The sequence below is a fragment of the Sphingopyxis sp. GW821-FHT10B01 genome (assembly GCF_059415685.1).
The window spans coordinates 210,144-224,638 of the sequence record NZ_JBWKNS010000003.1; the positions used below are offsets into that span (position 1 = coordinate 210,144).

A 14,495-nucleotide genomic window follows, 5' to 3' on the forward strand; every position below is an offset into this window, starting at 1 on the left:
TCAAAATGTTCGGGCTTGCCCTTCAATTGATCGGAAGAAAATCGCGTGCGAATTCGTCTTTGACGGCTTTGACCAGCGTGCCGGTCACCGGCACGTTGATCTTGTAAGCCCCCTCGGCAAAAGGTCCGACTTCATATGGCGCGATCGCGATCGTCATGCGGTCGAGAAAGCGTCCGTCGGACGAACCGAGCCAGACGGTCTGCGCCGAGGCCGGCGGACATTTGGCAAAGGGGCTGTCGGGCGCCTCGTCGACTGTGATTCCCTTCGCTGCCTTTGCCCGCTTTATTCCGGCGCAGAAGGGATCGCGAATGGCAGCGTCGAACGCCTCCCCGCTTTGGAACAGGTCGAGCGGCTTGAGTTGCTTGCGGCGGGCGCGGTCCCAGATCAGCGTATCGAACGCCTGCATGCCATGGGCGCCGCCCGCATAAGTCTCGATCTCGGCAGAAAGGCTGAGGAATCGCGGCGTGCTCGTGACGCGCTGCCACATCTGCAAATGGCTGTGGGGACGATAGGGAAAACCGCCCTTCGCTGCCGCAGCTTTGTCGCGCTGCGCCGCGGCGATCAGGGCTTCGCGCTTCGTCGCCCGATCGCCGTCCAGCCACGCCGCGAGTTCGGGGATCGCCGCCGCATCGCGCGGATAGCCGTAAGCGAATTCGATCAGGTCATTGCTTTCCTTGACGTTCGACGCGGGCGCATTTTTCGTGGCGACATCGGCGACGCCGCCGGGGGGTGCCCCGGGTACGGCTGCAGCAGCAGCCTTCTCTGCTGGCGTCGGCTTGTCTTCGGAACAGCCCGCCAGCAGCGGCGCGCCGGCGAGGATCGGGATGGCGTTGTGCCAAGGCTTTGCAGTCATCATGCAGGCATAACGCCGGGAATCGACAAAATATCCCGACAGGCCTAGCACCACGCACATGACCGACTATTCCGACCTGATCCAGCCCGACAAGGGACAGGACGCCCGCACGATCCACCTCGTCGACAAGACATCCTACGACGCGTGGCTAAAAACTCGCAGCGCGCGCGAACGCGCACATCTCGCGGCGGTCGGTTTCAAACCCGATGCCTTTGTCCACGCGATCTTGCCGGGGGACGACCCTGAAAAATGGGCGGTCGTCACCACGGTCGCCAAGGTCGACAGCCTGTCGGCCTGGTGCCTCGCCAAGCTGGGACAGATCCTGCCCGAAGGCCGCTACCGCGTCGATGGTCAGCAACCGGGCAAAGCGCTGTTCGGTTGGATGAGCGCGCAATATCGTTTCGACACCTATAAATCGAACCCGCCCACCAAGGGCCCGCGCGTGCTGCTGACGACCGATGTCGGTGCAATCGCGCCGATGGTCGCCGAAATGCGCGCGACCGCGCTCGTCCGCGATCTCGTCAACACCCCCGCCGCCGACATGGGGCCGGCGGCGATCGAGAAGGCCGCCGAACGCATCGCGAAGGCGCACGGCGGCAAGCTGACCGTGACCAAAGGCGAGGCGCTCGAGCAGGGCTATCCGATGATTCACGCGGTCGGGCGCGCCGCCGCGAAATATCACGCGCCGCGACTGATCGAGATCGAATGGGGCAAGGACGATCACCCTCGCGTCGCGCTCGTCGGCAAGGGGATCAGCTTCGACAGCGGCGGGCTGGACATTAAACCCGCCGCAGGCATGCGGCTGATGAAGAAGGATATGGGCGGCGCTGCGCACGTCCTCGCGCTCGCCGAGTTGGTGATGGCGAGCGGCCTGCCCGTGCGGCTGCACTGCCTGGTTGCCGCGGCCGAAAATGCGATTTCGGCCGATGCATTCCGCCCCGGCGATGTGCTGAAAAGCCGCCTCGGCCTGACCGTCGAGATCGGCAACACCGATGCCGAAGGACGGCTCGTGCTCGGCGATGCGCTGGCCAAGGCCGGTGAAGCCAAGCCTGAGCTGATCATCGATTTCGCAACGCTGACCGGCGCCGCGCGCGTGGCGCTCGGCCCCGACCTTCCACCGCTTTTCGCCAATAATGATGCGCTCGCCGACGCGATGCTGGCGGGCGGGATCGAACGCGACGACCCCTTGTGGCGGATGCCGCTGTGGGACGGCTATGCCGACCTGCTCGAAACCGACATTGCCGACCTTGGCAATGCAGGTAGCTCGCCCTTCGCCGGGACGATCACCGCCGCCCTGTTCCTGAAGCGTTTTGTTCCCGAAGATGTGGCATGGGCGCATCTCGACACCTTCGCATGGCGCCCGTCGGCAAAGCCCGGACGCCCGAAGGGCGGTGCGGCACTAGGGTTGCGCGCCGCCTGGGCGATGCTGCAGGCACGCTATGACCGGCGCGGGAAAACCTGAACATTCTTGATAAAGCGGGGCCCGCTGGTCTAATGGCGCTCGATTGTCCGCGGCGCGCGGACCGTGGGTTTTTACAGGACGGCAAGTGACAGCAGAAAGTGGCGATAATTCAGCGGCTAATCGCGTGCGCATGGGGCGCCCTGGCGCCGTCGGCGCGGGCCGCGATCGCTTCGGCTTGACCGGTACGTCGCAGGCGTTCGATCCGCGCGTCGTCGCGATCCGCCCCGATCTGGCGGATATTGCGGCTGCGGGCCAGTATTTCGCTCCACATTATGCCGCGCCGATGATGCGCAGCGGGGTCCTGCCAGCCGCATCGTTGCGCGCGTCCCCCTCGGTCGATGCCGACCAGACAAGCGAATTGCTGTTCGGCGAAGGTTTTGCCCTGCTCGACCTCACCGGCGGCTGGGCGTGGGGCTATTGCCTAGCCGACCATTATGTCGGCTATCTCGCCGCCGAGGCGCTAGGCGCGCCGATCGCCCCGACGCACCGCGTCGAGATGATCGAAGCGATGCTCCACAGCGAACCCGATGCAACAAGCGGCGGTCCCGCCGTCCTGCCGCGCGGCGCGCTGGTGATGGGCGAGCCCGAAGGCGAATGGCTCGCGACGTCGCATGGCTATCTGCCGCTTGCGTCGCTCGTCGAGGTTGGCACGCGGGACGACGACCCCGCCGAACTGGCCGAGCAGATGATCGGTACACCTTATGTCTGGGGCGGCCGCACAGCGAAAGGCATCGATTGTTCGGGCCTCGTCCAGCTTGTCTGGAGTGCCGCAGGTATCCAGTTGCCGCGCGACAGCGATCTGCAACTTGCCTCACTGGGTTCCGACAAGGATGTCGATCCGGCGCAACTCGCGCGCGGCGACCTCGTCTTCTTTCCAGGACATGTCGGTATCATGGCCGACGATCGGACCATCCTCCACGCCAGTCGACGATGGATGGCGGTGAACAGCGAACCGCTCGCCGACGTCATCGCACGTTCGGCGGCGAAGGGACATGACATGCCGGTCACCGGCTACAAACGACTGCGATAAAATCATGACAAAGAAGGTCTTCATCGACGGCGCGGCGGGAACGACGGGTCTGGAAATCGCCGAGCGGCTTGCCGGGCGGAGCGAGTTTGCGCTGATCGGTTTGCCCGACGCCGAACGCAAGGACGCGCAGCGGCGTGCCGAGGCGCTGAACGATGCCGATTTCGTTATCCTCTGCCTGCCCGATGCCGCAGCGATCGAAGCCGTCGCGATGATCCGCAACGATCGCACAAAGGTAATCGACGCGTCGACAGCACACCGCGTCGCACCCGACTGGGCCTATGGTTTCCCCGAATTGAACGCGGCTCAGCGCAGCGCAATTGCGGGTTCGACGCGGGTCAGCAACCCCGGCTGCTATCCGACAGGCTTCCTCGCGCTCATCGCGCCGCTGGTTACCGCAGGCATCGTGCCGAACGACGCGCGGCTCAGCGTCAATGCCGTGTCAGGCTATTCGGGCGGCGGCAAGGAACTGATCGCCCGGTTCGAGGCCCAGTCCGATATCGGCTTTCGCAGCTATGGGCTGTCGCTGAACCACAAACATGTGCCCGAGATGCAGCAAGGTGCGGGCCTGTCCTATCCGCCTCTGTTCGCTCCCGCGGTCGTCCCCGTCTATCGCGGAATGCTGGTCGAGGTGCCGCTGAGCTTCGACACGCCGACCGCAGATGCCGTTCTCGACACGCTGGCAGCGCATTTCGAGGGATCGCCGCTGGTGTCAGTCCGCCGCGGGGACGAGAGCGAATTGCTGCTAAGCCAGGCGGACGAAGCGACGGATCGGATGGAGCTGATGCTCTTTTCCGATCCCGCCGGACGCCAACTGCGCCTCGTCGCGCGGCTCGACAATCTGGGCAAAGGCGCTAGCGGCGCGTGCGTCCAGAATCTGAACATCATGGCGGGATTGCCCGAAACTGCGGGCCTGCGGCTCTAAGGTCTAGTGCACCGTGTCGAGGATATCCTCGACCGATAAATAGGTGATCAGCCGCTCGATCTGGCGCCAACGGGCGAAATGGACGTGATTGCCGAGCACGCGATACTGCTCGGCGCGCGCCGCTGCCGCAAAACCGGCTTCTTCACCATGTATGCTGATCAGCGCATGGGCGTCCTCGACCGCGGCGCGATCGGTGAGAAAAGGGGCTGGCAGATCCATGAAATTCCCGGTCCGTTACGTAGAGCCCATCTCCTAGACCTGTCCCCTCACCGCGCCGTTCCCAACCGTGATAAACAATCGGGTAAGGTTAATCGCAATCCCTTGTCGGTTAACCCTCCGGAAGGGTACGGCTCGCGCATTTCGCCCCTTTGACGCCGTGCTTTGCCCGTGTAGACAGGCGTCATGCGCAAGATCCTGAAATATGTCGCCCTCGCCCTGTTGCTGCTCCTGATTGTCGGCGGCATCACCCTCTACATCATGTCGCGCCCCGATGTGGCGCGCTTCTCGACCGCTGAACTCAGCGGCCGGGTGCCGGTGATGGCGTCGCAAAAGACCGAGACCTTCCCGACGATGAACGTCCCCGAGGCGACAAGCTGGCCCGCCGGACAGGCCCCGCGCGCCGCGCAGGGCCTGTCCGTGGCCCGCTTTGCCGAGGGCCTCGATCATCCGCGCAACATGCTCGTGCTGCCCAATGGCGATGTGCTCGTCGCCGAGGCGCAAAGTCCGCCGCGCGACACCTCCGGTGTCGAGAACAAGATCATGGGCAGCCTGATGGGCAAGGCCGGCGCAGGCGGCGTCTCCGCCAACCGCATCTCGCTGCTCCGCGATGCCGATGGCGACGGCAAGGCCGAGATCAAAACCGCCTATATCACGGGGCTCAACTCGCCCTATGGCATGGTGCTGGTCGGCAGCACGCTCTATGTCGCCAACACCGATGCCCTGCTCGCTTTCCCCTATGTGGCGGGCGAGACGAAGATGAGCGGCAAGGCTACGAAGATCGTCGACCTGCCCGCCAAGGGCACCAACCGCCACTGGACGAAAAGCCTCGCCGCCGCGCCGAACGGCTGGCTTTATATTGGCGTCGGCGCAGATTCGAACATCGGCGAAAAGGGCATGGGCAACGAGGTTCGCCGCGCCAGCGTGCTTGAGGTGCGGCCCGAACAGAAATATGTCCGCACCTTCGCGGCTGGCATCCGCAATCCTGTCGGCCTCGGCTTCTACCCCGGCAGCGATCAGCTGTGGACCGTGGTCAACGAGCGCGACATGCTCGGCAGCGACCTCGTCCCCGACTATCTGACCGACATCGACGAAGGCGATTTCTATGGCTGGCCCTGGTATTATTGGGGCGGCTACATCGATCCGCGCGTCGAGCCCGAGGCCGAGGATCGCCGGCAATATGTCAAGCGCCCCGACTATGGGTTGGGCGCGCACACGGCGCCGTTGGGCTTCACCTTCACGCAGGGCCTCAATCTCGGCGAACGTTGGGCGAACGGCGCGCTGATCGCGCTGCACGGATCGTGGAACCGCGAGCCGGTCGCGGGCTACAGCGTCGTGTTCGTCAAGTTCGGAGCGGGCGGCAAGCCCGTCGATGCCCTGCCGGTCACATTGCTCGACCAGTTCCTCGCCAAGGATGGCAAGACGACGCGCGGCCGGCCGGCCGATGTGAAGGTCGCGAAGGATGGCAGCGCGCTGGTCGCCGACGACACCGGCGGGGTGATCTGGCGGGTCGCGAAGGCCGGATAAGAAAAGGCCCCGCAATCGCGGGGCCTTTTTCCTTTTAACCGGAGCGGGTCGTTACACCCGCATCGGCATCAGCACGTAGAGCGCCGGGCTCTTTTCGCTTTCGCGGATCAGCGTCGGGGCGTTGGCATCGGCCAAGTGCAGTTCGACCGTATCGCCGTCGACCTGGCCGAGGATGTCGCTGAGATAGCGGGCGTTGAAGCCGATCTCCATCGCGTCGCTGTCATAGGAAGCCGCGACTTCTTCGGCCGCGGTGCCGTTCTCGGGGCTGGTCACCGACAAGGTGATGCGATCCTTGTCGAGGCCGACCTTGACCGCGCGGGTCTTTTCGCTGGCGATCGTCGAAACACGGTCGACGCCCTGGTACAGGCTCTTCGGATCGACCTTGAGCAGCTTGTCGTTCGCGGTCGGGATGACGCGGCTATAGTCGGGGAAGGTCCCGTCGATCAGCTTCGAGGTCAGGATCGCGTTGCCGAGCTGGAAGCGGATTTTGCTCGCCGACAGGCTGATTTCGACATTGCCTTCGGCCTCGTCGAGCAGCTTGCGGATTTCGGTAACGCATTTACGCGGCACGATGACGTCGGGCATCGACGCGGCGCCCTCGGGACGCGTGACGGTGTAGCGCGCGAGGCGGTGGCCGTCGGTCGCCGCGGCCTTGAGCACCGGACCCGACGCATCCTCGGCGACATGCAGGAAGATGCCGTTGAGATAATAGCGCGTTTCCTCGGTCGAGATCGCAAAGCGCGTCTTGTCGATGATCTGGATCAGTTCGGCGACCGGCAGTTCGAAATTGGTCGGCAGCTCACCCTCGGCAATCACCGGGAAATCGTCGCGCGGCAGCGTCGGGAGGTTGAAGTTCGAGCGGCCGGCCTTGACCTGCATCTTGCCCTCGGCAGCGGCGAGGCTGACCTCGGCACCCTCGGGCAGCTTGCGCGCGATTTCGAAGAGGGTGTGCGCCGACACGGTCGTCGTACCCGCCGTTTCGACCTTGGCTGCGATCGTTTCGACAACCTGCAAATCGAGGTCGGTCGCCATCAGCTTCAGCTGGCCCGACGCATCGGCTTCGATCAGGACGTTCGAGAGGATCGGGATCGTGTTACGCCGTTCGACCACCGACTGGACGTGGCCGAGGCTCTTCAACAAAACTGCGCGTTCGATCGTCGCTTTCATTCTAAATCCGCCATCCCTGTGTTTCGCGGGAAAAGTCCCTTGGGGACAGACCATCGGAGGCGATTCGCACCCCGATTCTGGCCCCTGAAAATGTCCACCTTCCTTAACGCACGGGGCGACGCGTGCAAGCCATGCTTGCAAAGCATCCCCAATCGCGCGAACGAGAGCGCATGCGGCGGTGGGCTCCCTTTTTCCTGATGCTGGCGGCTGCGCCCGCTGCGGCATTCGCGGCCGCGCCGGCCGCGCTCGGTATTTTCGATGGTTGGGGGGCCTTCCGCGATCCCGCCACACCCCGCTGCTACGCCCTCGCCGCACCGTCCGCGACGATCGGCACGCCGCAGGTAAAGGCCTATGCCAGCATCGGAACGTGGCCAAAGTCGCGCATCCGCGGCCAATTCTATGTCCGCCTGTCGAAAGCGCGGGCGCCGGGCCGCGAACTGCGCCTGACGATCGGCAGCCGCCGCTTCATCCTGACCGGCAACGGCGCGCATGGCTGGGCAAGCGATGCGCGGATGGACGCTGCGATCGTCGCCGCGATGCGGTCGGCACCGAGCATGAGCGCCGAGAGCGGCACCGCGACCGGCGGCGCGATTGCCGACACCTATCGCTTGCGCGGCGCCGCAACGGCGATCGACGCGGCGGCACTGGGGTGCGCGAAGCTGCGGTAAGACGCTTTGGAGAAGTGGCGGTTTTCTGCGTAACTTCACACTGAAATCGCGTTTTTCACTCTCCCGGACCACTCCTTCGTCATCCCGCACTTGATCCGGGGGCCAGCTGGGCGACGGTGAGAAGCGGGATCCCGGATCAAGTCCGGGATGACGAAAAGAGGGAGGAGACGCCCTTGCTGAAACGGCAGAAAACAAGGCAACTTCACACTGAAACAACAGCTTTGCGCGCTGTATTGCCCCGTCCGTCACCCCGGGCCTGACCCGGGGCCCGCCTTTTTTGACGGCATGCACCCCACAAGAACGGGCAGGCCCCGGATCATGCCCGGGGTGACGAGAAGGGCGATTTACGCTCAGCCGCGGAAAACTGCGCAACTTCACACTGGAATCGCTTTTCATCGCGCGCGTAGACGGCTGCGGAAGAGCGTCTGTGGTGGTTGGGAGGAAAGCTGTGTCGTACGCCATCACTCGACAGGTTAAATCGGCGGAATATTGTAGGACAGCGATTTCTGACGCCGATAAACGGTGAAGAATTTTGTTTCGCACGAAGACACAAAGCCACCAAGAAGAAGAAACAAAACCGTCGCCTCCGCGAAGGCGGGGCCGCTGGCAGCCTGATGCCGCGCCCTCGTGACAAGCCGACCGCGGCCCCGCCTTCGCGGGGGCGACGATATTTAGTTCGCGCAGAGGCGCAGATGACGCATCATGGCGCCACCGTCCTTGTATCTTTGTGCGATATATCTTTCAGCCGCGCGCGAGCTTCGTCAGTCCGGCGGCGAGGAAATCGAGGACGAGGCGTACCCGCGGCACATGGCGCAGCCGTTCATGGGTCAGCAGCCACAAGCCCGTCGTGTCCTCGGTCTTCGGCGGGATGCAGCGGACCAGATCGGGTTCGCGGTCGGCGATGAACGCCGGAAGGATGGTGAGACCCATGCCCGAGCGCACCCCCGCGAGCAGGCCGGTTCCAGTGTCATATTTCATCACCACCGAATCCTCGAGCCGATATTGCCTTAGCCACGCCTGATAAGGCTCCCAAACGCCGCCACCACCTCCGATAAACGGATGGCTCGCCAGTTCTTCGCGGGTGTGCGGGATGCCGTGCAGATCGGCATATTCCCGGCTGCAATAGACGGTCCACGGATTGTCGGCGATGCGCCGCCCGACGAGGCCCGCGCCGCTCGGCTGCTTGCTGCTGCGGATCGCGATGTCCGCCGCGCCCGCCGCCAGGTCGCGCGGCTCGTCGGCGGTGTCGAGATGGATATGGATCCCCGGATGCGCAGCGCGCAGATCGCGCAGGATCGGCGGCAGGATCGTCACCGCGAAAATTTCCATCGTCGTCAGGCTGACGGTGCCGCCGGCGTCGCGCGACCGCGCGCCCGCGGCCTCGCCAAAGCGGTCGGCGGCGTCGCGCACCGCAAGCGCGCTCGCCAGCATCGCCTCGCCCACCGGGGTCAGCGCATAACCCGCCTGCCGCCGCTCGAACAGGATGACGCCCGTCGCATCCTCGAGCGCGGCGATGCGGCGCGCGACAGTCGTCTGGCTGACGCGCATCGATTGCGCAGCGGACAAGGTGCTCCCCGTTTCCGCCACCGCCAGAAAGGCTTTAAGGTCGTTCCAGTCGTACATGATGTCTTGTGGGTCATATTGGTCTTTGCCGCATTCTGCAATTTTGCAGAATGGTCGCGCAACATCGTTGCTCCTTTTGCCGGGGGCGATCGATTATCTGGTTCTCCACCGGCTTCCTCCCCTCCTCTTCAGCCGGCCGATGGAGACTCAAGATGCAAAAGCTTCTGATCCTCGCCGCCCTCGCTGCCGTATCGATCGGCCAGCCCGTATCGGCGCAAACTGCCCCTGCGAACCCGAGCGTCGCGGTGGCGCACAAAGACCTCGACCTTCGGACTGCCGCCGGCACCAAGGCGCTCGACCGCCGCATCTGGCGCGCGGTCGTCGAAGTGTGCGGCACCGCTCCGGAATTCGATCTCGCGGGCAAGAATGACGTGCGGCAATGCCGCCGCGATACGCGGATCGTCGCGTCGGCGCAGGCCGATCTGGTGGTCGCCAGCGCGTCGCGCGACCAGCTGATCCAGGTCAGCTCGATCCGCAACTGACCGGCGGACCCAAGTTGCAGGGCCCGTCAAAGCCGGGGCCATGATTCGGGCACGATCATGGTCCCGGCTTGCTATTTGGATTGATTGCCGCCCGAAGGTCGGAAGCTCCTTTCGTGACGAAGCGACGGCTTGGGACGAAACGCGGACGTTCAGGAGGCAACCGGCTCATCGTCCGAGCGGCCAGACCGTCCGTGACGCAGGGCCTGCCGAACCGCCGCTCTAATCTGGACGCGGAGGTAATCCGCACGATGATCTTCAGGCGCCGATAGTCCCATAGTCACGATCTTCTCGACCGTGTTGTCTTCCCATTCGGCATAGGTCCAATGATCGCTGCTCATGGGGCATTGTCGCCTTCCCCGCCAATTTTCGCAAGCGGTCGAAACTCGCTGCCGCAAAAGCGGCTCGGCCTCACCCGCGCGCGTCGAACGCCATCCGCGCCCTCGCCACCTTTTCCAGATTGGCTTCGGCCCAGACCCATACGCCGCAAAAGGCTTCGCCCAGACTGTGCCCCAGGTCGGTGAGGCAATATTCGACCTTTGGCGGGACGACCGGGTACACCGTGCGCACCACAAGGCCGTCGCGTTCCATCTGGCGCAGCGTCTGCGTCAGCATCTTCTGGCTGATGCCGGGAACCCGCCGCGACAATATGGTGAAGCGGCAGGTTCCGTGATCCTCCAACGCCTCGAGAACGAGTAAGGTCCATTTGTCGGCGACTCGGCCGATGAGTTCGTTGACGAGCGTTTCGACGCGCGGGTCGACCGGCGCATGTGGATCAAAGGCGATTTTTTCGGGTGCGGGCATGGCGGAAAATCCAAATCTCTCTTTTGGGTAACTATGGCACTTTTGGGTGTCTACTTTCTTTTGGAGAGTATAGGGATATTTTGGCCTTCTCACCACCCCTCAAGGAGGCCATCATGAAGACCATAGGCAACACCATCCTCGTCACCGGCGGGGGTTCGGGCATCGGCCTTGCGCTCGCGCAGCGCTGGCACGACGCGGGCAACAGCGTCATCGTCACCGGACGCAGTACCGAGAAACTCGCAGCGGCCATCGCGGGACGGCCGAACATGTCGGCGGTGTCGCTCGACGTTACCGATGCCGGAGCGATCGCCGCCTTTGCGAAGGAGATCGTCGCAAAATTTCCGGGCCTCAATGTGCTGGTCAACAATGCCGGCATCATGAACGCCGAAGATGCGAGCGCGAAGCGCGACCTGGCGCAGGCGGAGGCGACGGTCGTGACCAACATCCTCGGGCCGATCCGGCTGATCGACGCGCTCGTCGATCATCTGGCAGCGCAAGCGGACAGTGCGATCGTCAATGTGACGTCGGGGCTGGCGTTCGTGCCCTTTCCCAAGGCGCCGACCTATTCGGCCACGAAAGCGGCGATCCACAGCTACTCGGTCGCGCTGCGCATCCAGCTCGCGGGCAAGGTCGAGGTAATCGAACTCGCCCCGCCCGCAGTGCGGACCGACCTGACCCCCGGGCAATCGACACGCGAAGGCTATATGCCGCTGGGCGACTTCGCCGACGAGGTGATGGCGCTATTCGCGGTGGAGCCGACACCCGAGGAAATATTGGTGCAGAATGTCCTGCCGCTGCGCAATGCCGAAGCGAACGGGTCGGTGCCGCAGGTGTTGGCGATGCTGGCGTCGCTGTAACGTTCGCGCGCGCGCGCCCAAAAAGACGGAGCGTCCTTTTCTCGCCGCCACTGGCAAAAGCGCGCCCGTCTTTCTGACCCGGATATGCATGTCGATGGCCGGATTCGCCTATCTTTTGGCCGGTCGGTGAAATGACACAAGCAGCCACCTAAGCTACTGCTTTTGAATGGTATAAGGAATGCCTATCAAGAGCAGAAGGATTGGACGATGCAGATCGACGCTCGCGGATTTCCACTTGTCCGGATGAATTTCGCCCGCACAGGAGAGGCGATCGACGATATGCTGGCGCAATTCTCGCGATTGCTGATGTTGCGGGAGGATTTTGTTTTTCTCGGTGAAGGCGGGGATTTCGAAGATGGTTCGGACGATGACATCGCCGGTCGCAAACGCGCGGCGCTCTGGATCAAGAAAAATCGCAGCGCGGTGAAGCGTCTGGTCAAGGCGCTGATCTATATCGAACCGAATGAAGAGAAGCGCGCCGCCGGTAATGATTTCGCGGGGATATTCGAAAAATTCTGGGGGTACCCCATGCTCATGGTCTCCAGCGACGACGAGGCGCAGGCCGTCGCTAACCTGATGCTTCCCGATCGATGGCGATAGCGGGCACCCCTTCCTTCCGCAGGCAGGATCGAGGCCTGCATCGATCGGGTGCGCCGGCGGGACAGGTTACGGCCTTGCCCGATTCGAGACATCTCGACCGGATCGATCGCGCAACGGTCGTGACAGAGTTCAGAACGGCGTCCGGCATCTGGCAGGTATCGGACCATGCGCATCGCAAGGCGCAGCTATTATTTACAACAGCCGGTGTCGTCACGATGGAAACGGCGGCGGGTATCTGGGCCGTGCCGCCGCAACGCGCGCTATGGATTCCCGGCGGGATGCCTCACAAGGCGCATGGGTCTGGCTCGACGCACGGCTTTGCCCTCCTCGTCGAACCAGATGCAGCGCCCGGCCTGCCGACCGCCTGCTCTGCCCTGGCGGTTTCACCGCTGATGCAGGCATTGCTGGAGCGCGCGGCGACCATAGCAATCGAATATCCTGAAAATAGCGCCGAAGCGCGATTGATGGCCGTGCTGCTCGACGAACTGATCGCTGCTCCGCTCGCGGAATTTTGCCTGCCCATGCCACGCGATCACCGGTTGCGCCTGATCGCAGACCATCTGCTGACATGCCCCTCCGAACTGACACGGCTGGCCGAATGGGCACACCGGATCGGCATGAGCGAACGCAGTATGACGCGGCTCTTTCAGTCGGAGACCGGGCTGAGCATCGGGCAATGGCGCCGGCGGATGCATGTGGTTCTGGCCGTGCAACGTTTGGGCGCCGGCCAATCGATACAAGCTGTCGCATTTGACTTGGGCTATGACACCACAGGGGGATTTGCGATGATGTTCCGCAAGGCGACGGGCGCGCCACCCGGGCAGTTTGTGGCGGAACGCGCGGCGGCTTTCGCCGGAGGCGCGGGCTTTGCGTTGCGCTGACACGCCTTCCCCCCTATATGGCCGGCCATCATGCAGATTCCCGGCCATATCGACCCCGTCACGACGGGCACCGTTCCCTTGCGCGGCGGCAACCGCATCGACCTTGTCGGGCTGACGCGCGACGCGATCGGCGGGGTGCTGGTCGAGGCGGGGCTCGACACCAAGGGCGCGAAGCTGCGCGCCAAGCAGATCTGGCACTGGATGTATCACCGCGGCGTCACCGATTTCGAGGCGATGACCGATATCGCCAAGACGATGCGCCCGTGGCTGACCGACCGCTTCATCATCGGCCGCCCGACGGTGCGCGAGGCGCAGGTGTCGAGCGACGGCACGCGCAAATGGCTGCTCGCCGCCGCCGACGGCCAGGAATATGAAATGGTCTTCATCCCCGACGCCGATCGGGGAACCTTGTGCGTGTCGAGCCAGGTCGGCTGCACGCTCAACTGCCGTTTCTGCCACACCGGCACGATGCGCCTCGTCCGCAATCTCGCCGCAGGCGAGATCGTCGGGCAGGTGATGCTGGCGCGCGACGAACTCGGCGAATGGCCCAAGGGCACGATGGCGGGCTTCGGCCCCGATCCCGAGGACGGCGATGACGAAGATGAAGGCGGCAACTACACCGCCGACGGCCGCATCCTGACCAACATCGTGATGATGGGCATGGGCGAGCCGCTGTATAATTTCGACGAGGTCAAGGGCGCGCTCAAGATCGTTATGGACGGCGACGGCCTTGCGCTGTCGCGGCGCCGGATCACGCTGTCGACCAGCGGCGTCGTGCCGATGATGGCGCGCGCGGGCGAAGAGATTGGCGTCAACCTCGCGGTCTCGCTCCACGCGGTGTCGAAGGAAATCCGCGACGAGATCGTCCCGCTCAACCGCAAATATGGTATCGAGGAATTGCTGAAAGCGTGCGCCGATTATCCAGGTGCCGGCAATTCGCGGCGCATCACCTTCGAATATGTGATGTTGAAGGACAAGAATGACAGCGACGACGACGCGCGCGAGCTCGTCCGGCTGATCCGCGAATATGGCCTGCACGCAAAGGTCAATCTGATCCCCTTCAACCCCTGGCCCGGCGCAATGTACGAATGTTCGACCCCCGAGCGGGTGCGCGCGTTCAGCAACCTGATTTTCAAGGCCGGGATTTCGGCGCCGGTGCGCACCCCGCGCGGGCGCGACATCATGGCCGCGTGCGGGCAATTGAAGAGCGCGGCGACCAAGCCGACGCGCGCCGAACTCGACCGCATCGCCGAGGAAAAACAGGCCGCGCTCGGCTAAAACGCGGCATCGCGCCGCTCGACCGGCCGCCCGTCATCGACAAATAGCCGCACTTACCCGCCAATCTGGCGGGATTGCGGATGCATAGCTATTCTATACTGTGTGGTAAAAATAACACAGGTAAGAAA

At 63.9% G+C, this 14,495-nt stretch carries 16 protein-coding genes; 10 read left to right on the forward strand and 6 right to left on the reverse strand.

All coding sequences use genetic code 11. From position 1 onward, the window contains the following. Window positions 1-22: 22 nt before the first annotated feature. The gene (locus AC07NV_RS09965; RefSeq protein ID WP_495166190.1) at window positions 23-856 is read right to left on the reverse strand and encodes a DUF4163 domain-containing protein; all 834 of its coding nucleotides are present in this window, start codon (window positions 854-856) and stop codon (window positions 23-25) included. A gap of 55 nt (window positions 857-911) precedes the next feature. Here AC07NV_RS09965 and AC07NV_RS09970 point away from each other — a divergent pair, with 55 nt between their 5' ends. The 3 genes from AC07NV_RS09970 (at window position 912) to argC (ending at window position 4,267) form a co-directional block, all read left to right on the forward strand. Beyond that, on the forward strand, window positions 912-2,315 hold the full coding sequence (locus AC07NV_RS09970; RefSeq protein WP_495166191.1) for a leucyl aminopeptidase family protein: 1,404 nt from the start codon (window positions 912-914) through the stop codon (window positions 2,313-2,315). A gap of 85 nt (window positions 2,316-2,400) precedes the next feature. Continuing rightward, entirely contained in the window at window positions 2,401-3,345 is a 945-nt protein-coding gene (locus AC07NV_RS09975) for a C40 family peptidase (RefSeq protein WP_495166192.1), read from the forward strand. 4 nt (window positions 3,346-3,349) lie between these two features. After that, window positions 3,350-4,267, forward strand: a complete 918-nt coding sequence (argC, locus tag AC07NV_RS09980; RefSeq protein WP_495166193.1) for an N-acetyl-gamma-glutamyl-phosphate reductase — start codon at window positions 3,350-3,352, stop codon at window positions 4,265-4,267. A 3-nt stretch (window positions 4,268-4,270) separates the two neighbouring features. On the opposite strand, the gene AC07NV_RS09985 is transcribed toward argC, so the two are convergent. Then, entirely contained in the window at window positions 4,271-4,486 is a 216-nt protein-coding gene (locus AC07NV_RS09985) for a hypothetical protein (protein ID WP_495166194.1), read from the reverse strand. Between the two features lie 183 nt (window positions 4,487-4,669). On the opposite strand from AC07NV_RS09985, the gene AC07NV_RS09990 reads away from it, so the two are divergent. Then, window positions 4,670-6,010 carry a PQQ-dependent sugar dehydrogenase gene (locus AC07NV_RS09990; protein WP_495166195.1) on the forward strand — a complete coding sequence of 447 codons (1,341 nt, stop codon included), beginning with the start codon at window positions 4,670-4,672 and terminating at the stop codon, window positions 6,008-6,010. Window positions 6,011-6,061: 51 nt separating this feature from the next. Here the strand turns inward: AC07NV_RS09990 and dnaN are convergent, their stop codons facing one another. Continuing rightward, complete coding sequence (gene dnaN / locus AC07NV_RS09995; protein ID WP_495166196.1) at window positions 6,062-7,177, reverse strand: DNA polymerase III subunit beta; 1,116 nt, start codon at window positions 7,175-7,177, stop codon at window positions 6,062-6,064. Window positions 7,178-7,347: 170 nt separating this feature from the next. Between dnaN and AC07NV_RS10000 the strand changes: the two genes are divergently transcribed. Further along, complete coding sequence (locus tag AC07NV_RS10000; RefSeq protein WP_495166197.1) at window positions 7,348-7,845, forward strand: hypothetical protein; 498 nt, start codon at window positions 7,348-7,350, stop codon at window positions 7,843-7,845. 741 nt (window positions 7,846-8,586) lie between these two features. Here the strand turns inward: AC07NV_RS10000 and AC07NV_RS10005 are convergent. After that, window positions 8,587-9,468 (reverse strand): LysR family transcriptional regulator, encoded by an 882-nt coding sequence (locus AC07NV_RS10005; protein WP_495166198.1) that lies wholly within the window; start codon window positions 9,466-9,468, stop codon window positions 8,587-8,589. A gap of 152 nt (window positions 9,469-9,620) precedes the next feature. Here AC07NV_RS10005 and AC07NV_RS10010 point away from each other — a divergent pair, with 152 nt between their 5' ends. Next, window positions 9,621-9,950 (forward strand): UrcA family protein, encoded by a 330-nt coding sequence (locus AC07NV_RS10010; RefSeq protein ID WP_495166199.1) that lies wholly within the window; start codon window positions 9,621-9,623, stop codon window positions 9,948-9,950. 149 nt (window positions 9,951-10,099) lie between these two features. On the opposite strand, the gene AC07NV_RS10015 is transcribed toward AC07NV_RS10010, so the two are convergent. Continuing rightward, the gene (locus AC07NV_RS10015; protein ID WP_495166200.1) at window positions 10,100-10,288 is read right to left on the reverse strand and encodes a hypothetical protein; all 189 of its coding nucleotides are present in this window, start codon (window positions 10,286-10,288) and stop codon (window positions 10,100-10,102) included. Between the two features lie 70 nt (window positions 10,289-10,358). Continuing rightward, window positions 10,359-10,751 carry a winged helix-turn-helix transcriptional regulator gene (locus tag AC07NV_RS10020; protein ID WP_495166201.1) on the reverse strand — a complete coding sequence of 131 codons (393 nt, stop codon included), beginning with the start codon at window positions 10,749-10,751 and terminating at the stop codon, window positions 10,359-10,361. A 113-nt stretch (window positions 10,752-10,864) separates the two neighbouring features. Here AC07NV_RS10020 and AC07NV_RS10025 point away from each other — a divergent pair, with 113 nt between their 5' ends. The 4 genes from AC07NV_RS10025 (at window position 10,865) to rlmN (ending at window position 14,367) form a co-directional block, all read left to right on the forward strand. Further along, window positions 10,865-11,608: an SDR family oxidoreductase gene (locus tag AC07NV_RS10025; RefSeq protein WP_495166202.1), complete on the forward strand. Its 744-nt coding sequence runs from the start codon at window positions 10,865-10,867 to the stop codon at window positions 11,606-11,608. A 279-nt stretch (window positions 11,609-11,887) separates the two neighbouring features. After that, window positions 11,888-12,208: a hypothetical protein gene (locus AC07NV_RS10030; protein WP_495166203.1), complete on the forward strand. Its 321-nt coding sequence runs from the start codon at window positions 11,888-11,890 to the stop codon at window positions 12,206-12,208. Window positions 12,209-12,282: 74 nt separating this feature from the next. Then, window positions 12,283-13,089 (forward strand): AraC family transcriptional regulator, encoded by an 807-nt coding sequence (locus AC07NV_RS10035; protein ID WP_495166204.1) that lies wholly within the window; start codon window positions 12,283-12,285, stop codon window positions 13,087-13,089. Between the two features lie 30 nt (window positions 13,090-13,119). Further along, window positions 13,120-14,367 (forward strand): 23S rRNA (adenine(2503)-C(2))-methyltransferase RlmN, encoded by a 1,248-nt coding sequence (rlmN, locus tag AC07NV_RS10040; RefSeq protein ID WP_495166205.1) that lies wholly within the window; start codon window positions 13,120-13,122, stop codon window positions 14,365-14,367. Window positions 14,368-14,495: the final 128 nt, after the last annotated feature.